General features: G+C 67.7%; 18 protein-coding genes. 10 read left to right on the plus strand and 8 right to left on the minus strand.

Annotated elements, in window-relative coordinates; genetic code table 11:
* Positions 1 to 54: 54 nt before the first annotated feature.
* Positions 55 to 276, minus strand: a complete 222-nt coding sequence (locus tag AB0N75_RS11795; protein ID WP_136785104.1) for a hypothetical protein — start codon at positions 274 to 276, stop codon at positions 55 to 57.
* Between the two features lie 251 nt (positions 277 to 527).
* On the opposite strand from AB0N75_RS11795, the gene AB0N75_RS11800 reads away from it, so the two are divergent.
* Positions 528 to 2639 carry a DNA topoisomerase IV subunit B gene (locus AB0N75_RS11800; RefSeq protein WP_364649744.1) on the plus strand — a complete coding sequence of 704 codons (2112 nt, stop codon included), beginning with the start codon at positions 528 to 530 and terminating at the stop codon, positions 2637 to 2639.
* Here the strand turns inward: AB0N75_RS11800 and AB0N75_RS11805 are convergent.
* Together AB0N75_RS11805 and AB0N75_RS11810 are read right to left on the minus strand one after the other, a co-directional pair.
* Positions 2636 to 3613: a M56 family metallopeptidase gene (locus AB0N75_RS11805; RefSeq protein ID WP_364649747.1), complete on the minus strand. Its 978-nt coding sequence runs from the start codon at positions 3611 to 3613 to the stop codon at positions 2636 to 2638. The two genes, AB0N75_RS11800 and AB0N75_RS11805, sit on opposite strands and share 4 nt — an antisense overlap.
* A gap of 6 nt (positions 3614 to 3619) precedes the next feature.
* Positions 3620 to 4009, minus strand: a complete 390-nt coding sequence (locus AB0N75_RS11810; protein ID WP_364649750.1) for a BlaI/MecI/CopY family transcriptional regulator — start codon at positions 4007 to 4009, stop codon at positions 3620 to 3622.
* A gap of 185 nt (positions 4010 to 4194) precedes the next feature.
* On the opposite strand from AB0N75_RS11810, the gene AB0N75_RS11815 reads away from it, so the two are divergent.
* Genes AB0N75_RS11815 through AB0N75_RS11830 form a run of 4 tightly spaced genes read left to right on the plus strand, consistent with a single transcriptional unit; the run spans position 4195 to position 11258 of the window.
* Complete coding sequence (locus AB0N75_RS11815; protein ID WP_364649753.1) at positions 4195 to 5820, plus strand: cytochrome ubiquinol oxidase subunit I; 1626 nt, start codon at positions 4195 to 4197, stop codon at positions 5818 to 5820.
* A gap of 32 nt (positions 5821 to 5852) precedes the next feature.
* Entirely contained in the window at positions 5853 to 6872 is a 1020-nt protein-coding gene (gene cydB / locus AB0N75_RS11820) for a cytochrome d ubiquinol oxidase subunit II (RefSeq protein ID WP_364649756.1), read from the plus strand.
* A 5-nt stretch (positions 6873 to 6877) separates the two neighbouring features.
* Positions 6878 to 10270, plus strand: a complete 3393-nt coding sequence (gene cydD / locus AB0N75_RS11825; RefSeq protein WP_364649759.1) for a thiol reductant ABC exporter subunit CydD — start codon at positions 6878 to 6880, stop codon at positions 10268 to 10270.
* 4 nt (positions 10271 to 10274) lie between these two features.
* Positions 10275 to 11258, plus strand: coding sequence for a GNAT family N-acetyltransferase (locus AB0N75_RS11830; RefSeq protein ID WP_364649762.1), 984 nt, complete (start codon positions 10275 to 10277; stop codon positions 11256 to 11258).
* 10 nt (positions 11259 to 11268) lie between these two features.
* Here the strand turns inward: AB0N75_RS11830 and AB0N75_RS11835 are convergent, their stop codons facing one another.
* The gene (locus AB0N75_RS11835; protein WP_364649765.1) at positions 11269 to 11787 is read right to left on the minus strand and encodes a DinB family protein; all 519 of its coding nucleotides are present in this window, start codon (positions 11785 to 11787) and stop codon (positions 11269 to 11271) included.
* Between the two features lie 9 nt (positions 11788 to 11796).
* Complete coding sequence (locus AB0N75_RS11840; protein WP_364649768.1) at positions 11797 to 14328, minus strand: DNA topoisomerase (ATP-hydrolyzing); 2532 nt, start codon at positions 14326 to 14328, stop codon at positions 11797 to 11799.
* A gap of 47 nt (positions 14329 to 14375) precedes the next feature.
* On the opposite strand from AB0N75_RS11840, the gene AB0N75_RS11845 reads away from it, so the two are divergent.
* The 4 genes from AB0N75_RS11845 to AB0N75_RS11860 are packed head-to-tail and all read left to right on the plus strand — an operon-like array spanning position 14376 to position 19279.
* Positions 14376 to 17102, plus strand: coding sequence for a GNAT family N-acetyltransferase (locus AB0N75_RS11845; RefSeq protein WP_364649771.1), 2727 nt, complete (start codon positions 14376 to 14378; stop codon positions 17100 to 17102).
* A gap of 46 nt (positions 17103 to 17148) precedes the next feature.
* Positions 17149 to 17814, plus strand: coding sequence for a DUF5998 family protein (locus AB0N75_RS11850; RefSeq protein ID WP_364649774.1), 666 nt, complete (start codon positions 17149 to 17151; stop codon positions 17812 to 17814).
* 19 nt (positions 17815 to 17833) lie between these two features.
* Positions 17834 to 19000, plus strand: a complete 1167-nt coding sequence (locus AB0N75_RS11855) for a nucleotide pyrophosphatase/phosphodiesterase family protein (protein WP_364649777.1) — start codon at positions 17834 to 17836, stop codon at positions 18998 to 19000.
* A 54-nt stretch (positions 19001 to 19054) separates the two neighbouring features.
* A complete protein-coding gene (locus tag AB0N75_RS11860; protein ID WP_364649780.1) occupies positions 19055 to 19279 on the plus strand; it encodes a hypothetical protein in 225 nt (74 codons plus the stop codon).
* A 132-nt stretch (positions 19280 to 19411) separates the two neighbouring features.
* On the opposite strand, the gene AB0N75_RS11865 is transcribed toward AB0N75_RS11860, so the two are convergent.
* Both AB0N75_RS11865 and AB0N75_RS11870 read right to left on the minus strand, forming a co-directional pair.
* On the minus strand, positions 19412 to 19564 hold the full coding sequence (locus AB0N75_RS11865) for a hypothetical protein (RefSeq protein ID WP_364649782.1): 153 nt from the start codon (positions 19562 to 19564) through the stop codon (positions 19412 to 19414).
* Positions 19565 to 19759: 195 nt separating this feature from the next.
* The gene (locus AB0N75_RS11870; protein ID WP_364649785.1) at positions 19760 to 20050 is read right to left on the minus strand and encodes a hypothetical protein; all 291 of its coding nucleotides are present in this window, start codon (positions 20048 to 20050) and stop codon (positions 19760 to 19762) included.
* Between the two features lie 304 nt (positions 20051 to 20354).
* Here AB0N75_RS11870 and AB0N75_RS11875 point away from each other — a divergent pair, with 304 nt between their 5' ends.
* Positions 20355 to 22166 carry a DUF222 domain-containing protein gene (locus tag AB0N75_RS11875; RefSeq protein ID WP_364649788.1) on the plus strand — a complete coding sequence of 604 codons (1812 nt, stop codon included), beginning with the start codon at positions 20355 to 20357 and terminating at the stop codon, positions 22164 to 22166.
* A gap of 116 nt (positions 22167 to 22282) precedes the next feature.
* On the opposite strand, the gene sepH is transcribed toward AB0N75_RS11875, so the two are convergent.
* Entirely contained in the window at positions 22283 to 23734 is a 1452-nt protein-coding gene (gene sepH / locus AB0N75_RS11880; protein WP_364649791.1) for a septation protein SepH, read from the minus strand.
* Positions 23735 to 23898 lie beyond the last annotated feature (164 nt).

Genomic DNA, 23898 nt, shown 5'->3' on the forward strand with positions numbered 1-23898 from the left:
TGTCAGGCCATGCCGTGCGCGGTCAGGCTGCGCCGGCAGCTATTCGGCCAGGGCCTATTCGGCGCTGGCGCCGGCCTTTTCGGTCAGGCGGCCGGTTTCGTCCTGCCACTCCGAGGCTTTCGAGCGAAGCTGCGGCTCGTGCTGCCGGGCATGGTGCCCGCAGAAGAGGAGTTCGCCGCCAGAGGAGGCCAGGACCACCCGTACATAGGCCTGAGCGCCACAACGGTCGCAACGGTCCATTGCGGTCAGTTCACGGGGGGCTACTGCTGTTGTCATGATGACCTCCTTACGAGTGCGTCTATCCATACAACCATCCGGACCTCCCAAAACTTCGCATCTTTGGGTCACTTTCGCTCACCGCGTATCACATGTGGGTAACAGCAGGGAGCTGCGTCACATGCTGCGGCTCGGCTCGGCGCGGTGCACCGGTGCGCAGGCAAAGGGGATTAGCCTAGTAACGGTCCGTTATTCGCGGCGGGCCGCGGCTAGGAACCGCAGTTCTGTCTTGCCAAGGAGCACCTTTACACGTGGCGCCAACGAAGTCTGAGTACACCGCACGTCACCTTTCCGTCCTGGAAGGGCTGGAAGCCGTCCGCAAACGGCCGGGCATGTACATCGGTTCAACCGATTCCCGCGGATTGATGCATTGCCTCTGGGAGATCATCGACAACTCGGTGGACGAGGCTCTGGCAGGCTACGGGCAGAGCATTAAGATCACCCTGCACCCGGACGGGGCCGTGGAGATCCACGACGACGGCCGCGGCATCCCGGTGGATATCGAGCCAAAGACCGGTCTGAGCGGCGTCGAAGTCGTGTTCACCAAGCTTCATGCCGGCGGCAAGTTCGGCGGCGGCTCCTACACCGCCTCCGGCGGTCTGCACGGCGTGGGCGCCAGCGTGGTCAACGCGCTGTCCTCCCGGCTGGATGTCCAGGTTGACCGCGGCGGCAAGACCTACGGAATGTCCTTCCGGCGCGGCGAGCCCGGAAAGTTCATCGATCCGGCCAAGGGCCCGGGCCCGGAGTCCACGTTCGAGCCGTTCGTCACCGGCTCCAAGTTGGAAGTCGTCGGCACCGCCAAGCGCGGCGTGACCGGCACACGCATCCGGTATTGGGGAGACCGGCAGATCTTCACCCCGGATGCCAAGTTTTCCTACGAAGATCTGCAGAACCGGGCCCGGCAGACCTCCTTCCTGGTTCCCGGGCTGAAGATCACGCTGCGCGACGAGCGCAGGCTGCCCGGTACCCCCGGCGAAGACGGTCCGTTCGAAGAGGTCTTCCACCACGACGGCGGCATTGCCGAGTTCGTTGACTACCTGGCCAATGACAGTGCCGTCACCGATGTCTGGCGCTTCCACGGTTCGGGCAAGTTCAAGGAAACCGTGCCGGTGCTCGACGAAAACGGGCACAGCAAAATCACCGAGGTCGACCGCGACTGCGAGGTGGACGTGGCCCTGCGCTGGGGCATCGGCTACGACACCACCGTGCGTTCGTTCGTGAACATCATCGCCACGCCCAAGGGCGGCACACACCAGAGCGGTTTCGAACAGGCGCTGCTGAAAACGTTCCGCAAGGTGATCGAGGCCAACGCCCGGAAGCTGAAAGCGGGCAACGACAAGATCGAGAAGGACGACGTCTTCGCGGGGCTGACCGCGGTGCTCACCGTCCGCCTGGCCGAGCCGCAGTTCGAAGGCCAGACCAAGGAGATCCTCGGCACCTCTGCCGTGCGTGCCATCGTGTCGCGAGTGGTTGAGAAGGAACTGGCGGCGAAGCTCGGTTCATCGAACCGGGGGGACAAGGCGCAATCCGCGCTGTTGCTCGAGAAGGTCGTCAGCGAGATGAAATCCCGCATCTCGGCCCGCGTGCACAAGGAAACCCAGCGGCGGAAGAATGCGCTGGAGACATCCACCATGCCGGCAAAGCTGATCGACTGCCGCACCAACGAGGTCGAACGGTCCGAGCTGTTCATCGTGGAGGGCGACAGTGCCCTGGGCACCGCCCGGCTGGCCCGTTCCTCGGACCATCAGGCGCTGCTGCCGATCCGCGGCAAGATCCTCAATGTTCAGAAGGCCTCGGTGGGAGACATGCTGAACAACGCCGAATGTGCCGCCATCATCCAGGTGGTGGGGGCCGGCTCCGGCCGCAGCTTCCAGTTGGATGCCGCCCGTTACGGGAAGGTCGTCTTGATGACCGACGCCGACGTCGACGGCGCGCACATCCGAACCCTGCTGTTGACGCTCTTCTTCCGCTATATGCGGCCGCTGGTCGATGCCGGCCGGGTTTATGCCGCGGTGCCGCCGCTGCACCGGGTGGAGATCATCAACCCCGGTTCCAAAGCCAACGAAGTGGTGTACACCTATTCGGAAAACGAGCTGCACAAGCTGCTCGCCACGCTGGAACAGGACGGCAGGAAGTACAAGGAACCGATCCAGCGCTACAAGGGCCTGGGCGAGATGGACGCCGACCAGTTGGCCGAAACCACCATGGAACCAAGGCATCGCACGTTGCGCCGGGTGCGGATCGAGGACGCCGAAGCGGCCGAGCGGTCCTTCGATCTGCTGATGGGATCGGATGTGGCTCCGCGTAAGGAGTTCATCGTTGCCGGAGCCTCCATGCTGGACCGCGAACGGATCGACGCTTAAGACGCCACGCCGGGTGCCACCAGCAGCGCGGTCGGCACCGCCAGTAGCAGTGCTGAACCCAGCAGCACCGCCGATTGCGCGGGGCGGCCGAGGCCCGGAACGGGGGAGAGCAACCGCCGCAGCCGGTGTGCCGTGACAAAGGTCTCCGTCTCTGCCGCGCCGAGCAAGGCCTTGGCAGGGTCGCCGACTCCGGTGGCCACTGTCCCTGCCCCCGGCTGCGGCCGCTCGCCCGCCGCGACGACGGCGATGGCCCGAATCAGCGTCTCGCGGTCCGAGGTCTTCAGGGCGTGGTCGTCTGCGAGCATCTCGGTCAGTTCGTTCACGGCTGTCCGGGCCAGCTTCGAGGTGGGAAGCCACGGCAGGGCCGACCGCCAGGCGGCGAAGGCCCACAGCAACAGGTCGTGGCGCTGGTCCAGATGCGCCTTTTCGTGCGTCATCACGGCCCGCAGTTCGTCGGGGGAGAGTAACTCGAGCAATCCGTTCGAGAGCACCGTGACGGAGCCGCCGCCGCCCGGCAGGCAGTAGGCGACCGGTGCGGGATGGTTGATCACCAGAGTCCGCGGGGAGTCTGCGGACGGGGAGCTGAGCAAGTTCAGCAGGTCACGGTGCCGGCCGCGCTGTTTGCGGATTTTGTAGTAGGTCAGCAGCAGGGTGAAGACCAGGTGGACGGTCAGCAGCAGGGCCGCGCTGAGCGCGAACACATGAATCAGGTCAAGTCCGGCGTCAGGGCTGCCGTCCAGCAGCAGGCTGGTCAGGCCACGCAGGCCCTGCAGCAGGTTTTCCCCCAGCGGTTCCAGCCCCCATGTCAGCATGGCGCCGATCATGGACAACCCGCCGGCCAGGGCGATGGCCTGCCACAGCACCAGTGCCGTCTCGGGGCTGCGGGCAGTCCAGCGTGCCCGCGAGAGCATGATGGGAGCCGGCCACGCCAGAATGACCGCCAGGGCGGCGAGCAGGTAGGAGGCCAGAAACATGCGGCTTTAGCTGGAAGAGAGGATCTTGCGCAGCGCCTCGGCCTCTTGTTCGCTCACGGTGCCGATGAACCTGGCCAGGACTGCCTCGCGGTCCGGCGCCGAGCCCAGTACTTCGTGCATCAGCTCCACGGTGTGTTCTTCACGGCTGGTGACTGCCCGGTAGCGGTGCGGGCGGATGTCCCGGCCGCGCTGGACCAGTCCCTTTTTCTCCAGGCGGGACAGCACTGTCAGGACCGTCGTGACGGCCAGTTCCTTGCCGTCCGCTCCGTCGGCGGTGGTCTGTGCCAGCAGGTCCCGCAGTTCGTTGGCAGTCAGTCCGGTTTCTTCAGGATCGGCGGCGTTCTGGGACCACAGCACGTCCATGACTGCCCGTTCCAGCTCTCCGAGAGTAGCCATTTGGTTCCTTTTCGTCTCTTAACGTCGCATCAACGGCCTGCGGAACCTTCCCGCGACCGTGCTCTTGGTCTCTAATTTACCGCCTTTCGGGCAAATGTTCTACAGTACGTAGAAGATTAAGTTCTACAGGTTGTAGAAATGGTCCCGGATCCGTCCGGGAAGCACATCAGTCCGGGAGGCACGGGTTGGAAGCACTGGAAATCGCGCGGTGGCAGTTCGGCATCACCACCGTCTACCACTTCCTGATGGTGCCCTTGACCATTGGTCTGGGGCTGCTGGTCGCGATCATGCACACGGCTTGGTATCGCACCGGCAAGGATCAGTACCTGCGGATGACCAAGTTCTGGGGCAAGCTGTTCCTGATCAACTTCATCATGGGCGTGGCCACCGGCCTGGTCCAGGAGTTCCAGTTCGGCATGGCCTGGAGCGAGTACAGCCGCTTCGTCGGCGACGTCTTCGGCGCCCCGCTGGCGATGGAGGCCTTGCTGGCGTTCTTCGTCGAATCCATCTTCCTGGGTTTGTGGATTTTCGGCTGGGGCCGGCTGCCCAAGGCCGTGCACTTGCTCAGCATTTGGTGCGCCTCGCTGGCGACCATCGCTTCGGCCTACTTCATCCTGGCCGCCAACTCCTGGATGCAGCACCCGGTCGGCGTCGAAATGATTGACGGACGGCCGGTCATGGTTGACGTCTGGGCCGTGTTGACGAACAACACCCTGCTGGTGGCCTTCCCGCACACGATCTTCGGCGCGCTCTCGGTGGCCGGCGGCTTCCTGCTGGGCATCAGCTGGTACCACCTGTGGAAGCGCCGCCGCGACGGCATCGATACCGTCGGCGCTGACGGCCGTGTGGCCGTCGGATCGGATCCCGCCCGCGGCCGGGACGCGGCGGACCATAAGGTCTGGCTCCGCTCGCTGCGGATCGGCGCCGTCGTCGCGGTTGTCTCCTTTGCCGGCGTCTCCCTCACGGGCGACCTGCAGGCCAAGCTCATGTTTGACCAGCAGCCCATGAAGATGGCTGCCGCCGAGGCCGCCTGCCACGACGGAACCGGCTTCTCCATCCTGTCGATCGGCGACCTCGGGTCGAACGAGTGCAGCGACATGGTGGCCGTGGTGGAACTGCCGGGGATGCTCTCCTTCCTGGCCAACGGCGACTTCGACACCGACATCCGCGGCATCAACACCCTGCTGCCGGAGTACCAGGAACGGTTTGGCACGCACCTGCCGGACAACCCGATCTACGGCGAGCGCGCCGGCACCGAAATCAACTACGTACCGGTCATGGAGGTCACCTACTGGGGCTTCCGCATGATGATCACCTTCGGCATGCTGGCGGCGGCCGCCGCCGTCGTCGCCCTGTGGGTGGTGCGCAAGGGCACCGTGCCCGAATCGAAGTGGCTGATGCGGCTGGCCGTGTTCGGCATCCTGGCTCCGTTCGGCGCGAACTCGGCCGGCTGGATCTTCACGGAAATGGGCCGCCAGCCCTTCGTCGTCGCGCCCAACCCGGACCCCGACGGCATCGACAACGTCTTCATGTTCACCGCCGCCGCGGTTTCGCCGGGGGTCTCGCTGGCGGAACTGATCTTCTCGCTGAGCGCCTTCACGTTGGTCTACGGCACGTTGCTGGTGGTGGAAGTGAAGCTGCTCGTGACCTACTGCCGCGGCGGTGTGCCCTCGGCGATGCCAGAACTGCTGCTCGGATCGCCCGCGAAAGGCACGAAGAAGGACGACGACGGCGGCCCGGACGGCGGCGGCGACGGCACCGGCGGCCGCGGCAAGGACAGCGAAGCCGATGTGCTCGGCTTCGCCTACTGAACTTATCTCCCACGGAACGATAAGAGGACTACATGGAAACCCTGCCCACCGTCTGGTTCATCATCATCGCCTTCTTCTGGACCGGCTACCTGTTCCTGGAAGGATTCGACCTTGGCGTCGGCATGATGATGCGCGGCTTCGCCCGGAACAACACCGAACGCCGCGTGCTGCTGAACACCATCGGTCCGGTCTGGGACGGGAACGAAGTCTGGCTGATCACCGCGGGGGCCGCCACGTTTGCGGCCTTCCCGCAGTGGTATGCCGCGCTGTTCTCCGGCCTTTACCTGCCCCTGGTGCTGGTGCTGCTGGCCCTGATTTTCCGCGCCGTCGGCATCGAATACCGCGGCAAGGTGGATTCCGACCGCTGGCGGTCCGGCTGGGACTGGGCGATCTCGCTGGGCTCGTTGATCGCAGCCTTCGGCGTCGGCGCCATGCTGGCCCTGACCACCACCGGGCTGCCCCTTGACGCCAACGGTGACCGGGTGGGCGGTGCATTCGCCTGGTTCAACGGTTACGCCGTGCTCGGCGGGCTGGCCGTGGTGGGCTTCTGCCTAGTGCACGCGGCAGCATTCCTGACCCTGAAGACCGACGGCGACGTCCGGCTGCGGGCCAAGGCACTGGTACAGCGCTGGCTGCCGGTGGCGCTGCTGCCGATGGCGGTCTGGGCCGCGGCGCTGGTGCTGCGCAACGGCGAGCCGGTCACGGTTGTGACCCTTGGGGTTGCCGCCGCGGGCGCGGTGGCCGCCTGGCTGCTGGCCAAGGCCGGCCGGGACGGGCTCTCCTTCGCCGGGCTCGGCGTCTTCCTGATTGCAGGCACGGTGACCATCTTCAGCGCAGTGTTCCCCACGGTGCTGCCGTCCACGCTCGACGAGGCCTTCAGCCTGACGGTGGAATCCGCCTCGTCCTCCGACTACACGCTGGGCGTGATGAGCGTGGTGGCGCTCTTCGGCATCCCGGCGGTGCTGGTCTACCAGGGCTACACCTACTGGGTGTTCCGCAAACGGGTGAGCTCGTCGGCCATCCCCGCCGCACACGCCGTCGTCGCACAATGAAACCCATGCTGCCGGTGGGCGCAGCCGGCAAACGCGCCCTGTACCTGCTGGGGCTGGCCGCGGCGGTCAAGGCCGCCGGACTGGTGCTGCTCGCGTCTGCAGTGGCCGCCGGCGTGGCCGGTCTGGCGGCCGGGACCTTCAGCTGGGACGGGGTGCTGCTGCCAGGCGTCATGGGTGCAGCGCTGCGGTCGGCGGCGGCCTGGGGCCAGGACGTGGCGGCGCAGCGGCCCGCAGCCGGAGTCAAGGAGGACCTGCGGGCCCGACTCTCCGCGCGGATCTTGGACGACGGAGGTGCAACATGTGACGGAGCGGGCTCTGCCGGCGACGGCGCCCTGAGCGTGCTGGCCACCCGGGGCCTGGACAACCTGGACGACTATTACACCAAGTACCTGCCGGCACTGGTGACCTGTTCCGTGGTACCTCTGCTGGTGGGGCTGCGGATCCTAGCCGCGGACTGGGTGAGCGCGCTGATCGTGGTGCTCACGCTGCCGCTGGTGCCGGTCTTCATGATCCTGATCGGCAAGCACACCGAAGACCGGACGGAACAGGCCGCGGCGGCCTTGGACCGGCTGTCCAACCACCTGCTGGAACTGGCACGCGGGCTTCCGGTCCTGGTCGGGCTGGGCCGGGCCGCGGCACAGACCAGGGCGCTGCGCGATGTCGCCGGCGCTTACCGCGAACGGACCATCGCCACCTTGCGGGTGGCCTTCCTCTCCTCTCTGGCGCTGGAACTGATCGCCACCATCTCCGTGGCCGTGGTGGCCGTGTTTGTGGGCATCCGGTTGGTCTATGGCGGGATGGAGTTGGAAGCCGGGCTGCTGGCGCTGATCCTGGCGCCGGACTGTTTCCAGCCGCTGCGCGACCTCGGCTCGGCGCACCACGCGAGCGAAGACGGGGTGGAATCGCTCAAGCGCAGCAACGCCGTGCTGGACGCGCCGGCTGGCCGGCCACTGGTACCCGCCGCCGGTCCATTGGCTGCCGCAGGGTCCGTGCCTGCCGCAGGCGGGGGAGCGCCGGAAGTGCGGGTGGCCGGGCTGGCCGCGGGGTACTCCGGGCGGGGGCAAGTGCTGGAAGGGCTGGACTTTACCGCGCCGGCGGGTCGCATCACCGCCCTGTCCGGACCGAGCGGCGGCGGTAAGAGCACCGTGCTGGAAGTGCTGGCCGGCCTTCGCCGCGACGGCGCGGGCACCCGGCTGGCCGGGGAAGTGTCCGGCATACACCGCGGCCGGATTGCCTGGATTCCGCAGCACCCGGTTCCCTCGGAAGCGACGGCGGCCGAAGAGGTGGCACTGTATGCGGGGCTGACCGGACCCGCGGGGCGGGCGGCAGCGGCGGAAGCACTGGCACGGGTAAACGCCGCCGGTCTGGCGGAAGCCGACACCGGCGACCTCAGCCCCGGCGAACTGCGCCGGGTGGCCGTGGCGCGGGCACTGGCCCGGATCGAGCACGTCCCCGGCGTGGATGTGCTGCTTGCCGATGAACCCACGGCCCACGTGGACGAGCAGAGTGCACGCGCCATCGAGGCGGCGCTGGCCGGGCTTCGCGGCCGCGTGACCACCGTGCTGGTGGCCCATGACCCGGACACGGCGGCGCTCGCCGACCACGTGGTGCCGGTAGGCCCGTCAGTCGCGCCGGCAGCCCATGCCGCGGCGTCGGCTGGACACGTTGGACGGGCAGCATCCGCGGAACCGGACAGCGAACACACCGATTCGGTGGCCGGGTCACCGGGCCCCCGGACGGACCCGCCGAGCGCGGAAGTCCCCGCCGGACCCGGCCTGTGGCGACAAGCGGCCCTGCTGCGGCCGTGGAGCCCGCGGTTCCTGGCGGCGCTGTGCTTTGGTCTTGGTGCGGCACTCTTCGCCGTCTCGCTGGCCGGTCTGTCCGGCTGGCTGATTGTCTACGCAAGCGAGCAGCCCCCGATCCTGCACCTGATGACTTCCATCGTCGGAGTCCGGTTCTTCGGGATCGGACGCTCGGTGCTGCGGTACCAGGAACGTTTGAAGCTGCATGACGCGGTCTTCGAGAGCACCGACCGGCTGCGGATCCGGCTGTGGAACGGACTGCTGCTGCGGCCGGCAGCCTGGCGGCGGCTGGCACGCGGCGGCGCCGCGCTGGAACGGCTGGTCGGAGATGTGGACGAACTGCGCGATGTGGCTCCGCGGGCTGTCTTCGCCCCGCTGGTGGGCCTGCTGGTGGCCGCGGCCGCCTGTGTGGCCACCGCGCTGCTGATGCCTGCGGCCCTCGGCTGGCAGCTGTTGCTCTCGGCGGTCTGCGTGGTGCTGGCGCCGGCCGTGACCCGCTGGGCGGACCGGCACGCGCAGGCTACCAACGTCCAGCTCAAGGGCAGGTCGCTGAACGCCGTGACGCGGTTGCTGGCAGCCGCGCCGGATCTCGCCGCCAACACGGCCGCCCGGCCGCTGCTGCAGCGGGCCCGCCGGCTGGACCGGCAGGCGACGCAGGCAGTGCAGCGCAGCGCCTGGGCCCAGGGACTGGGCCACGGACTGACCGCGCTGGCCTGTTCGCTGGCCGCGGTGGTGATGATTGGAACAGCCGGCGGCACCGCGCCGGGGGTGGCCGCCGTCGTCGTCCTGATGCAGTTGGCGCTGGTGGAACCCTTCATGGCTGTCAACACCGCAGTACAGCAATGGGGTGCCTGGCGGGCCGCCGGGGCGCGGGTGGCGCCGGATCTGGGCAGCGCCGAGATCCCGGCCGACGACGTGGCCGATGGGCCAGCGGTCGAAACGCTGGAGCTGCGGGACGCGTCCTATCGCTATCCCGACGCGGCGCAGGACGCCTTCACCGGGGTGGACCTGCGGGTGGAGCGCGGGCAATGGCTGGCCGTGACCGGGCCGTCGGGCAGCGGGAAGTCCACCCTGCTGGGCGTGCTGCTGGGCTTCCTGCCCCTGGCGTCCGGCCGGTATCTGGTCAACGGCGCGGCCGGCGAAGCGCCACGCTCCGTCATCGCCTGGATGCCGCAGGAGGCGCACCTGTTCAACTCGACGGTGCGGGCCAACCTGCTGCTGGCCCGGCGGCCTGACCAAGCGCCCAGCGAGGAGCGGATGCGCTCGGCGCTGGCCGCCGTGGGCCTCGGCGGCTTCCTCGCCGGACTCCCGGAGGGCCTCGACACGCGGATCGGCCCGGGCGGGCACTTTCTCTCCGGCGGCCAGCGGCAGCGGCTGGCCGTGGCCAGGGCGCTGCTGGCCGACTCGGACGTGATGCTGTTGGACGAACCGACCGCCCATTTGGACCGCGAGGCGGCAGACGACCTGCTGCTGGATCTGCGGCGGGCACTCGCCGGGAAAGCAGTGGTCATGGTGACCCACGACGAGCGCCAGGCCCAGTGGTGCGACCACCGGTTGCGAATGTCTACCGGCAGGTACGCCGCTGCCTTAGGCTGAGGCAATGACGAATCCCGACCTCCCGGCTGATCCCGGCGCAGCCCTGCAGTGGCGGGCGATGACGGAAGCGGACACTGACGGCTGGCACCAGTTGATCCATCGGATGGCCGCGGTGGACAAGCCAGTGTGGACCGAGACGAAGGCGGATTTGGCGGAGGCTTTCGACGACCCTGCCAACGACCCGGCTGAGTGCACCGCCATCGGGCTGGATGCCGACGGGACCGTGCGTGCGGTGGGACGGGTCTACGCGAACGCCGGCTCGCCGGTGGCGCACACTTGGGGCGGGGTGGATCCGGACTGCCGCCGCCGCGGCATCGGCAGGGCGCTCTACGCGTGGCAGGCCGAGTGCCAGAAGCGCCGGTTCGGCGCGGCCGGCATCACCGGCGGCGTCCTGCGGAGCAGCACCGAGGAACAAGACCCGGCGCACAACGCGCTGATGGCCGCGGTGGGTGCCAAGGTGGTGCGCTATTTCACCGAAATGACCCGGCCGCTGCAGGAGATTCCGGACGCGCCGCTGCCGCATGGCTTCGCGTTTGTGGACTTGGATCCGGGCGACAGCGACGCCGTGCGGCTGGCCCACAACGAAGCGTTCGCGGACCACTGGGGCAGCGAGCCACGGGACGAGCGCCGGTGGAAGACCTTGGTGCAGCACCCGGAAACCAAGCCGGAATGGAGCATGTCGGTGGTGGAGGCCGCCTCCGGCGAGACGGTGGCGTACCAAGTGGCCAGCTTTGACCCGGAGTATAAAAACCAGTCGGGGTACGACGAGGGGTTCACCAACCTGCTGGGCGTCCGCAGGCAGTGGCGCGGCCGCGGGCTCGCCCAGTCGCTGCTCGCGGAGGCCATGCGCCGGTTCAAGGCCGGCGGGATGGCACATGCGGGGCTGGGCGTGGACACCGAGAACCCCAGCGGGGCGCTGGCCCTCTACACCCGGATGGGCTACGTGCCCACCAAGCGCTACCTGGACTACGAGCTGCCGCTGACCTGACCCCGGGCCGCTAGGCCCCGACGTCGTGCAGGTGGTGCGTGACGTCGTGCAGGAAGTAGGTGCCCAGGGTGGTGACCGTGAAAACCGAGCCGTTGCTGCGCCTGCCGCTCCGGCCCCACTCTGCCGGCGTCACGGCGTTGAAGGCCGCCGCCGCATCGGCTGCGGCCGCGGCCAACTCCTGGGCCACGGCGAGTGGATCCAGGCTGGCGTACTGTCCCTCCACCGCTGCGGCATCCTGGTCCCAGTTCGCGAAGTCCGGATTGTCTCGGTCCAGCATCAGCTGGAGCCGGGTGTCGAACACCCGGCAAAGGTCGCGCACGTGGGCCGCGTACTCCAGGACGGACCAAGTGCTGCTGTCCGGGCGGGTGCCCACGCCGGGTTCCGCCAGCGCGGCTTGCCAGCGCGGCACGGAGGCCAGCAGCGCCGGGCCGATCCGGTCCGGCATGATGCCGGCCGGATCGAAGCCGCATTCGGGACAGGGCCGTTCGGTGACCCAGGTCCAGTCTTTGGTGTCCGGAGTGATCGGCATGCTGCCAGCCTACGGGTCTTCCGGCTCCTGCTGCGACAGGGACGGGTCGGACAGGGACGGGCCGGACAAGGACGGGCCGACGGCGTCCACCGCCTGGGACAGCGGTATGCCGGATCCATCGCGGCGGCCATGTTCGGTGGGCAACGCCCGCGAGGCCCCGTTGGCGGAACTGGCCTTCGCTGGCCCGTGCCCGGCCCACGCCAGCGTGAGCACGTCTTCGCCCTTCAGGAAGCGGTGTGCGCGGACGCCGCCGGTGGCCCGGCCCTTCGCCGGGTACTCGGCGAACGGGGTGACCTTGACGGATCCCGGGGAGGTGCCCGGCAGGGCGTCCTGCGTGGAGGCAACGGTGACGACGACGGCGGCCGGATCTCCGGCCGCGACCGAGCCGAAGAACGCTACCGTGTCCTCGGATGCCAGCTTGATCCCCGCCACGCCGCCGGCGGTGCGTCCCTGGGCACGGACCGTGGAGGCCGGGAAGTGCAGCAGCTGCGCCTGGCGCGTGATAAACACCAGTTCGTCGTCGTCGGCCGGCACGCTCAGGCCCACAATGTAGTCCTTGGGCTTGAGCGTGATGATCTCCCAGTCCTCCCGGTTCAGCGGGTAGTCCGGGGTGACCCGCTTGGCCACGCCCTGCGCGGTGCCGATGGCCAGCACCTTGTCCAGCGGCGCCAATGCCACCAGGGATTCGCCCTTTGCCAGCGTGATGAACTCCTTGACCGGAACGCCGCCGGCCAGATTCGGGGAACCGGCCGCCCCGGCGAGCACCGGCATGTCCAGCACCGGTAGCCGCAGCATCCGGCCCAGCGAGGTGACGGCCCCGATCTCGGCGCGCGCGGTGGTCTTGACCACGGACAGCAGCGTGTCGTGCCGGATCCGCTGGCCGTCCGCCAAAGGCTCCTGGTCCACGGTGCGGGCCAGCTGGCCGGACGCGGAGAGCAGTACCCAGCACGGGTCGTCGGCAATCTGCAGCGGCACGGCCGCCTTGGCGTTCTTGCCCGCGGCGGCTGGAGCCGGCAGCGCCGTGCCGCGAAGCGGGGCAGCGGCCTCGGATTCGAGCAGCACGGTCCGCCGCGGCGTGGCGTAGAGCGCGGAAACCTCGCCCAGCTCGGTGGAGACCAGCCGGCGCAGCGTGGACTCGTTGGCCAGGATCTCCTCCAGCTCCGCAATCTCGCGGCGCAGTTCGTCCTGTTCCTTTTCCAGTTCGATCCGCGAGTACTTGGTCAGCTGGCGAAGCCGCAGTTCCAGGATGTAGTTGGCCTGAATCTCGGACAGGTCGTAGATCGCCATCAGCCGTTCGCGGGCGGCGGCGGCTTCGTCCGAGGACCGGATGATCTGGATGACCTCGTCGATGTCCACGATGGCAATCAAGAGACCCTCGACCAGATGCAGCCGGTCTTTCTTCTTGCCCAGCCGGAACGCCGTGCGCCGGCGGACCACGCCGATGCGGTGGTCCACGTAGACCTGCAGCAGCTCCAGCAGGCCCAGCGTGCGCGGCTGCCCGTCGACCAGCGTGACGTTGTTGATGCCAAAGGAATCTTCCATCGGCGAATAGCGGTACAGCTGGGCGAGCACGGCGTTCGGATTGAAGCCGTTCTTCAGTTCAATGACCAGGCGCAGGCCGTGCTGCCGGTCGGTCAGGTCGACAATGTCGCTGATGCCCTGCAGCTTCTTGGACGTGACCGCGTCCTTGATCTTCTCGATCACCTTTTCCGGGCCGACGCCGTAGGGCAGCTCCGTGACCACCAGCCCGGTGCGGCGGGCGGTGAGCTTTTCCACCTCCACCTTGGCTCTGGTCTTGAACGAACCGCGGCCGGTGGCGTACGCGTCCCGGACGCCGTCCAGTCCCACGATCTTGCCGCCCGAAGGCAGATCCGGCCCCGGAACGAACCGGATGATGTCCTCGAGCGTGGCTTCCGGGTTGGCGATCAGGTGCTGGGCCGCGGCGATCACTTCGCCCAGGTTGTGCGGAGCCATGTTGGTGGCCATACCCACGGCGATGCCGGAGGAGCCGTTGACCAGCAGGTTGGGGAAGGCGGCCGGGAGTACTTCCGGCTGCATCAGCTGGTTGTCGTAGTTGGGAACGAAGTCCACCACGTCTTCGTCCAGATGGTCCGTCAGCGCCAGCGCCGGGGCCGCCAGTCGCGCCTCGGTGTACCGCGGCGCCGCCGGGCCGTCGTCGAGCGATCCGAAGTTGCCGTGCCCGTCGATCAGCGGCATCCGCAGCGAGAACGACTGGGCCATCCGCACCATCGCGTCGTAGATGGCGGCGTCGCCGTGCGGGTGGAGCTTGCCCATCACTTCGCCGACCACGCGGGCGGACTTCACATGCCCCCGGTCCGGCCGCAGCCCCATCTGGGACATCATGTACAGAATGCGGCGCTGCACCGGCTTCAACCCGTCGCGGGCATCGGGCAGGGCGCGCGAGTAGATGACCGAGTAGGCGTATTCGAGGAAGGAGCCTTCCATCTCGGAAGTCACGTCAATATCGACGATGTTCTCCGTGAAGTCCTCTTCGGGGGCTGGAGTCTGGCGACGGGGCATGGGTAGTGCTTCGGTCCTTAGTTAAAAGTTGCGGATACAGTGAGTTTATGGCGCAAGAGGCTGATTCCCCGGATTATCCGGATTATTGGGAAGCGGATGTCGTGCTGCGCGACGGCGGGACGGCGCACCTGCGCCCCATAGTCCCGGCCGACGCCGAGGCGCTGCAGGCCTTCCACGTGGGGCAATCCGAGAGCTCCATCTACCTGCGCTTTTTCACCTTCAAGGCCAAGCTCAGCGCGCGCGAACTGGCCCGCTTCACCAACGTCGACTACGTCAACCGCGTGGCCTTCGTGATCACCATGGGCGACGAAATCATCGGGATCGGCCGCTATGACCGGCTCAACGATCCGGCCGAGGCCGAGGTTGCCTTCAACATTTCGGACGCCCACCAGGGGCGCGGACTGGGATCCATCCTGCTGGAGCACCTGGCCGCTGCCGCCCGGGAAAACGGCATCAGCAAGTTTTCCGCCGAGGTGCTGCCGGAGAACCGAAAGATGATCACCGTCTTCAACGACGCAGGGTATGAAGTGCGGCGCCATTTCGACGACGGCGTGGTCGCCCTGGAATTCGACCTTGATCCGACCGAACGGTCCCGTGCCGTGATGGCCTCCCGCGAACACCGGGCCGAGGCCAAGAGCGTTGCCGCCCTGCTGGCGCCCGGTGCCGTGGCGGTGATCGGCGCCAGCCGGGACTGGGGCAGCGTGGGCTACTCGCTGCTGGAGAACATCATCGAAGCCGGATTCACCGGCCCCGTCTACGCCATCAATCCGCAAGCCTTTGAGCTGAACGGCATGATCTCCTATGGGACCATCGCCGAGGTCCCGGAACCGGTGGAACTCGCCGTCGTCGCCGTCCCCTACGAGGAAGTAACCAAGGTGGCACGCGAATGCGCTGCCGCCGGGGTCAAGGGGATCTTGGTGGCCAGCGACGGATTCTCCCAAGCCGGCAACGAAGGACTGCAACGGCAGCGCGAACTGGTCCGACACGCCCGCGCCCACGGCATGCGCGTGATCGGCCCCGGTTCGCTGGGACTACTGAATACCGATCCCGCCGTCTCATTGAATGCGTCCATGGCACCCGCCATGCCGCCGCGAGGACCGCTGGGACTGTTTAGCCAGTCGGCGGCGATCGGTGTGCTGCTCTACACCGCCGCCAGTCGGCGCGGGCTCGGCCTGTCCTCGATGGTCTCCGGCGGCAACCGGGCAGACGTTTCCGGCAACGACGTGATGCAGTACTGGGAAGATGACGCGGCCACCAAGGCGGTGGGGCTGTACCTGGAGTCCATCGGCAACCCGCGTAAGTTTTCCCGGATCGCCCGCCGGCTCTCGCTCAGCAAGCCCGTGATCGTGGCCAAGTCCGACGTGATGGGACTGCAGCTGCCGCCGGGCCACGCGGTGCGGACCACCCAGGCGCCGATGGGCGCGCTGGACGCGATGTTCCGCCAGTCCGGCGTGATCCGCGTGGAAACCAACGAAGAACTCATGGACGTGGCGCAGATCCTGGTCAGCCAGCCGCTCCCGGCCGGAGCCAATCTGGCCGTGTTCAGCAACTCCCTGGCACTGGGCAACGTGGTGGCCGACGCCGCCAAGGCCCACCAGTTGGACGTGGTTCGGCTGGAAACAGGGATGGATCTGAACACCGGGCAGTCCAAAGCGCTGCCGGTGCTTCGCCAGCGGGTGCGGCAGGCGCTGTCGGCGCCCGAGGTGCACGCCGCCGTCGTCACCCTCCTCCCGGCCACGGGAATCCAGACCTCGGTGCTGGCGGAAGTGCTGCGCGAGTGTGCGGAAGAAGCGGGCAAACCGGTGGTTGCCTCCTTTACCGGCGTGCTCGACCTGGCGGAACGGACCGACGGCCTGCTGGCAACCGGCGATGGATCCGGGGCCGGCACGGAACCGGCGGCGGGCGGTCTCCAGCGGGCGCTGCCATGTTTTGCCAGCCCCGGCAGTGCCGTGAACGCGCTGGCGGCAGTGGTCCGCTATGCCGAATGGAAGGCCCGCGACAAAGGCGAATACACCGAATCGGCCGGCACCGACCCCGCCGCGTCGCAGCAGCAGATCGACGCCTTGCTCGCCGGGCTGACCGGCACGGATCTGCTCACGCCCAGCCAGGAGCAGACCGCCCGGCTGCTGGGCTGCTACGGCATCACCGTGCAGGACTCGGCCGGCTTCACCAACGACGACGAGGCGGTGGCCGCCGCCGAACGGCTCGGCTGGCCCGTGGCGCTGAAAACCACCGATGCGCGGCTGCGCCAGCGGCTGGATCTGGGCGGCGTCCGGTTGAACATCACCGATGCAACCACGCTGCGCGCCAACATTGCGCATATGCGGGCCAGCCTGGCCCAGTTCGGCGACATTCCGCTGGAGGTCCAGTCGATGGTGCGCGCGGGTCAGGCCTGCACCATCCGCGCGATCGAAGATCCGCTGCTTGGCCCGGTGGTGTCCTTCGGGCTGGCCGGCGACGCCGTGAACCTGCTGGGGGACTGGTCGCACCGGATCCCGCCACTGACCACGGTGGACGTGGCGGACTTGGTCCGCGGGCCGCGCGCCGCCGGCAAGCTCTTCGGCTATCAAGGGCTGCCCGCCGTGGATGTGCCGGCGCTGGAGGACCTGATTGCCCGGGTCGCGCAGCTGAAGGACGAACATCCCGAGGTGGCGCTGCTGGAGCTCAATCCGGTCCAACTCTCCGACCGCGGGCTCGCCGTGCTGAACGCCGAAGTCAGGCTCGGCAACCACGCGCACCGCACGGACAGCGCGCGGCGCGCCATGCGTGACTGACCCCCGGGTTAGCCATCGGGCAGCAGGGTAGGGGAATATGGAAGATATGAGCCACCTTTCGACGGCAGGACGCCGCAGTCTTGACGACGCCCTCAACCGGGCAGGCTTCTACCCGCTGCTGGTTTCCGACGTGGTCCACGACGCACTGGACCAGCGGGAACCGCTCTCCCACTTGGTCCACTTGGAGACACACTTCGACCGCAACGAGGTGCACCGGCACATCACCGTGTTGGTCCTCACCGAGGACATGCTGGTCATCACCCACGTGGACGACCAGCAGCTCGACGACGAGGGCGAGCAGATGGTGGCGCAGATTTCCACCGAGTCCGTTCCGGTCAGCCAGATCCGTTCGGTGGTGCTCAGCTATGTCTATGCCCAGCCGCAGAACTACACCTCCGCCGACCAGGCCCGCGAGTTGACCCTGGCCATTGCCTGGTCCGGCGGCCAGCGCCTGGACATGGGCCCGGCCGGCTGCGGCGATCCGCAGTGCGATGCCGACCATGGCTACACCGGCAACATCGTGCAGGAGGACATTGTGCTCCGCGTCAGCGCCGAGGCGGACGGGCTGCAGGCCGTGCAGAACGCCAAGGATTTTGCCCGGGCACTGCGCAAGGTGAGCACCAGCAACCCCGAACCCGCCGCTGTGCCGGGACCGGTGCAGCCGCGCCCGCGCATCGGCAACCGTTTGGTCCGCGGCCACCACGGCCGCTGATCTGCAGAACTGACGCTGCATGACTCTGACACCTGAACCGCTCCCGGCCGCCCCCGGCTACGGCCGCAACTCCCTCGCCGAGGTGATGACCAGTGCCGCCGCGGCCGTGGGCGCCAACGGCTTCAAGAATGTCCTGCAACTGCCGCCGGCCAGGCGCGTCTGCGTGGTCATGGTGGACGGGCTCGGCAAGGCGCTGCTCAAGCAGCGCGGCGGACACGCCCCGTTCCTGCGCCAGGCCATGGAGAACTCCCGCACCCTCGGCAGTGCCTTTCCATCGACGACGGCGGCGTCCCTCGCCAGCCTGGGGACCGGACTGGCACCGGGACGGCACGGCATGGTCGGCTACGACGTGCTGGACCCGGACCAGGACAAAGTGGTCAACCAGCTCGGCGGCTGGGACGCCAGGGTGGATCCGCGCCTCTGGCAACCGCATCCCACGGTGTTCGAACAGGTGGCGGAACACCTGCCGGTCACCACGGTCAGCCTGCCCCGGTTCGCCGATTCCGGGATGACCAGGGCGGCGCTGCGCGGCAGTGCGTTCAGAGCGGGGGCAACTAGCCACGCCCGCACCCTCGCGACGGCCGAGGCTCTGGCCGCCACCGATCGCGCTCTGGTCTACCTGTACTTCAATGAACTGGACAAGGCCGGCCACCGGTTCGGCGCCGCCTCGGCCCAGTGGGGGAGTGAGCTGGAAGAACTGGATTCGGACATGCGCCGTCTGACCCGTCAGTTGCCCGCCGATACGCTGCTGCTGCTGACCGCCGACCACGGCATGCTGGACGTGGCCGAAGAGTTCCGGTTTGACTACTCGGCAGATCCGGCGCTGGTCGCCGGCATCCGGCACACGGCGGGGGAGCCCCGGCTGGTCCATCTCTACTTTGAGCCCGATGCAACGGCCGCGCACCGCGAACAGACGACCGCCGCCTGGCGGACGGCCTACGGGAATCAAGCTTGGATCATGACCCGGGAAGAAGCCATCAACCGCGGTTTCTTCGGCGACGTAGATCCCCGCGTGCTGCCGCGCATCGGAGACCTGATGGTGGCCGCCCGCGAACCCGTCGCCTTCTATGACACCCGCCGGGTCCCGGAAACCGCCATGTCGGTGGTCGGCCAGCACGGCTCGCTCACCAAGGCCGAGCGTGAAGTACCGCTGCTGACCTTAGCGGCCCCGAGCAAACGCCGCTGATTACGTCGCCCGGGGCCGCGCGGGCAGACACCCACGGCCCTGGGAACCGGCACCATGAGTGCCGGCAACATCTCGGTGGCGGCTGGCCCCGCCGGCTCGGACATCGTTGTAGTCACCTACAAGAGCCGAAACAACGAGTACGTGACAGCCACCGTATCCAAGGGACAGTTCGCACTTTGGCTACCAGGCAACGAACTGAAGGACGCCGCGACCCAGGGTGTCGAAGTCGAAGTGACCTACATAGATGGCACAACCGGAACCAGCATCCTGACTCTCTAAGACAGGAACATAGTCTGAATGACCGGTTCGACTACTATCGCCGGCCCGTCAGACGATGCAGGAACGGGACGGGCTGCCTCCCCTAGGGTGCGCCCCTCCCTATCGGCCCTCGCCCACGCGCCGCGTTGCCAGCTAGCTGTCCTCGACTGCGTCTTGCCGCTCCTGGATGAATTTCCGGTTCCTCCGAATAAGGATCGGCGTCATCACCGCCAACACGTAGACGGCCAAGCCCAGCATGATCCCTAGGGCTGTGCTGAAGCCGAAGATGCCTGACAGCACTGACATCAGGACCAGGCCGCCGGTGGGGACCGCGAAGGCGCTGAGGATACTCCGGTTGCTTGGCCGGCCGCTGCCCTCCCGGGCACCTCCGGAACGATCCCCGGAGGCCGGTCCCCATTCACGTTCTGACTCCGGATACCGGCGATGACTGGACGAATACGCTTTTGCGGCAGGCCAAACCGCAGTTGCTTTTCGACGGCTTCATAGTGCACGTCCGCGTCGGTCCCAATCAGACATCTTCGCCTCTTCGGCTTCCCAGAAGCGGCCGTCATGATGACGAACGTACAAAAGGAACCCCAAGATCGCCACCCCTAGGATCAACGCCGCGACGAATAGGTAATCGCCCACATCCCAAGTTCCCGAGCCCAGTTTCATAACGACGATTACCAGCTGCAGCGCCGTCCAAGTCGACCATAGGACAAACTGAAAGCGGAAGCCGCCGCGTGTCGTCTTGGGTTGCAACCTCCTGGGATGTCCCTCGGCCTCGCTCATGTGCCGAGGCTACAAGTGATGGCCCTTATTGGGAACAGGCCAGTTTGAGTCTTGGAATTGTCCCGGTTGTGGGCAGCGGAAACTCGGCGTTCGCCGGGACCAGCCCGCTCCCTCTCTCTGGAATTTCGTGGCCGAACTATTGGCCGTGCGAAATGCCTCTTCTCTTCTACCCGGGCCTACGGGTTGGCGGAGATCTCATTTGCTTGCTGCGACGATCACGCTTGCGCAGCGGCATAAAAATTCCATCACGACAGCGTCGGCACTTCCGCCCCAGATTGTCGTAGGTAGCTGGTTGAGTTGGGTCATGGAGGAGAAAGCGGAGCGTGGACCGGTCTCTGGGGAGGGCCGGCGGTTGCCGACGCAGGAGGAGCGTGAGGCGGCGATCGCGCTGATTCTGGCGCGGATGAAGCCTTCGCCGGCTAAGGAGCCGGCACCGGTTCCGGAGCAGTGGGTGGAGCCGGTGTTCGAGCCGGGCCCGGACCCCTACGCGGGCGTGGAGATCCCGCCGGCCCCGGAGGAGGAGCTGGACCAGGGGAACCGGGCTTACCGGGAGGACTTCGCGGCTTGGGAGATCGACGACGCGGTTGACCGTCCGCCGGGGGTGGGCGCTATCCCGGCGGAGTTCGCTGATCTGGCGAATCTGCCCGAGGGGTGCTGGCTGCCGGATGGTTTGTTTGAGTCGAAGGCGAACGCGGATTATTACGCCGAACGCCTCGAAACCCTGGTGACCGGCGCGGAGCCGGCGGTGCTGCTGGCCACCCTGACCGGTTCCGAAACGGAAGGGTTGGGGTATCAGGAGACGGTGGAGCACCTGGCCGCGGTGCAGCGGGTGCGGTGCTGGCTCGATGCCCGGGAGGTGGCACTGGAGGCGCGGCTGGGCCGGACCGCGCTGGCGCAGCTGCCGGCGCCGGGCCCGGGCTGCACCACCTTGAAGCAGCGGCAGCTGCTGGCCGCCACCTCGGCCGCCGAGGAACTGGGTTGCCTGTTCGGCCTGCCCGAACAACAGGCCCGCGCGAGAATGGACCAGGCCGAGGACCTGCACCGGTTGTTCCCCGCCACCCTCGCGGCGATGGCCGCCGGGGACCTGGACCGGGACCAGGCCGCGGTCATCGTCGCCCAGGGCCGGTCCCTGCCGGACGACGCCACGGCCGGGTTCGAACAGACCCTGCTGGGCCGGGTGAAGGGCAGGTCGCTGCGGTCGCTGCGGGACATGGCCCGGCGGCTGCGCGAACGCACCCACCCCGAAACCATCACGAAGCGGCGCCGGAGTGCGGAGCAGCGCCGGACCGTGGGCGTGGAACCGGCACCGGACGGGATGGCGTGGCTGAACGCGTACCTGCCGGCCGAGCAGGCCGCCGGGATCGATGACCGGCTCACCCGCGCCGCCCGCCACCTGCGCGGCCTGGACGGGGAGACCCGGTCGACCGGGCAGTTGCGGGCGGACGTGTTTTCGGACCTGCTCGTGCACGCGGGCATGGACACCGGCCCGGCGGCCGGGATCCACGCCGAACCCTCGGTCACCGTTCCGGTGTTGTCGTTGCTGGGGCTGGGCGAGGAACCGGCGACGCTGGACGGGTACGGTCCGATCCCGGTCGGCGCGGCCCGGCAGCTGTGCGCGGATGCGACGTCGTTTTACCGGATCTTGACGCATCCGGAGACCGGGGCCAGGCTCTCCTACGGCAAGACCCGGTACAAGCCGCCGGCGGATCTGGCCCGGATGGTGCGCAAACGCGACGAGGTGTGTCCGTTTGCTGGCTGCCGCAAACACGGCAAGGCCTGCCAGATCGACCACACCCAGGCGTTCCGCGCCGACGGCGGACAGGGTGAAACCGATGCCGGGAACCTCGGCCCGCCATGCGAGACCCACCATCGGCTCAAAACGAACGCGGGCTGGACAATGAGACAGCCCTCACCCGGGGTGTTCGAAGTGACCACCCCGGCCGGCCGGACCTACACCGACCGGCCCGGCGAAGACAACGACGCGCCCGGCCAACCGGCCTATCCGCCCGCCGTCGCCGCGGCCCTGCCCGAGGACCAACGCCAGCGGCTGGAACCACCCACCGCCCAGCAGGACCCGCCGTCACCGAACCAACAGCAGGATCCGCCACCGTTCTAGGAGGAATGGCCGCGAATTTGGCCGGAATGCTTTTGGGCTGGGCGGCAACGCCGCGCATGCCCGGTTGCAGACTCGCAGGCAGTCTGCAGAGCAGCAAGTTGCTCGGCGAACAGCCGTTAGTCGTGCTTGGTGCCGAAGACGATTTCGTCCCAGCTGGGAACGCTGGACCGTTTGGGCTTGATGGTCCGCTTGGGCGGTTCCGGTGCCGGGCCGGCTTCATCGGGGTCGTCCGCGTCGGTTGCTGAATCGGATTCGGCAATCTGGGAGCCAGCCTCTTCCGCCCGGTTCTTGTCCCAGACAGAGGCATTGCCCGCAGTCACCGTTCTAACCGGAGCGGTGGAAGGACGCGGCTCATCTGCCTGCTGGTCGGCAGGAGAGCGGGTGGCCAGCGCATCGTCGCGCGCTTCGTCGTCGTCCTCGTCCTCTTCGGCACGGTATCCGGACAGGTCGTGGTCGTCGCCGTCAGCCTCCTCGGCAGGTTCATCCCGAAGGAATTCCGGCGCGCCGGAGAGCGTGATCTCGTGCGTGAGCGTGCTGATCCCATGGTCCAACTCCAAGGAGGAGATGGGACCCTCGTCATAGGCCGGGGCCAGGGTCAGGGGGAATCCGGCCCGTGGACGAACGGCGGGCTCAGCGTCGTCGTGATCATCGGTTTCATCAAACGAGTCGCGTTCGAACCCGTCGCGCTCAAACGAGTCGCGGGGATGGGCGGCGGGCACCGGACCCTGGGTGAGCATCAGGGCCAGCGCGTCGTCGGCGTCCTCATCGACGCCCAGCCGCTGACCGCGTCGGGAACGCAGTACTTCCAGCAGCTCTTCCGACTCGGCGGACTGCTCGTCGTCCTGCGTGTCCTCGGGCTCAAGGTCAGCCACGCTGTCGGCTTCGAAGTCGAAGACGTGGTCGGTGACGGCCTTCAACCGACGGCCGGGCACAGGGCCCTCCACCGTCTCGAGTTCACTCAACTGCTGGGCCCACCGGTTCGCGTTTTGGATGGTGCGGCGGGCAGCGTGGAAGATCCATCTGGCCGGCGGTTCTTCCCCGATCGACTCCGTGGTCGCCGCTGCCGGGACGGGGAACGAGGCCACGATCTCCCAGCTGCCGTCGCTGCGCCGCCAGGAATCCCAGTTCATCGAGTCCGGCTCGATGCCGAAGGCATGGATTCGGTGGTCCACCATCCCGCCCAAGGTGGCCGGTTCATCGCCAAAGGCCGAACGATATCCGTCATGGCCGGGCAACGGGCCGGCGACCTCTACATTGCGGGCTTGCTCAACGATGTAGTGCCGCTCTGCCAGCACCGGGCTTTCGTAGCGCCGGATGCGTTCCAGGCCGAGGCCGGATTCGGCCGCTACTTCCTCTGCAGTGGCGCCCGCACGAATGCGCGCTTGGATCTCGCGCGGGGACAAACCCGCTTCCGCTGGCTCACCGGCACCGGGAGCGCGGGTAGTTGTAGGGCGAAAAACCGCTGTTCGCAGGGCCTCGTCTATCGCCAGACGGTAGTCGTCTCCACCTGCGCTCAACAGCAGATGTTCGCCATCCTCATGGACACCCACCAGCCGTAGATCCTGCATGAAAACCCTCCGCCAGACGACACTTTCTGCCTGAAACTCTGCCACCGAAACAGTGCTTTTCCTATTGTTTTTGCGGGTGTGGCGTGGAGTTTGTGGCCAAGGTCGCCGTCTCCAGGAGACGGGCTCCAGGCGGCAGCGGGCGCCTGGACGGCACGGGAGTTTGT

Origin of the sequence: Arthrobacter sp. NPDC089319 (genome assembly GCF_040684925.1) — a bacterium.
Taxonomy (GTDB): Bacteria; Actinomycetota; Actinomycetes; order Actinomycetales; family Micrococcaceae; genus Crystallibacter.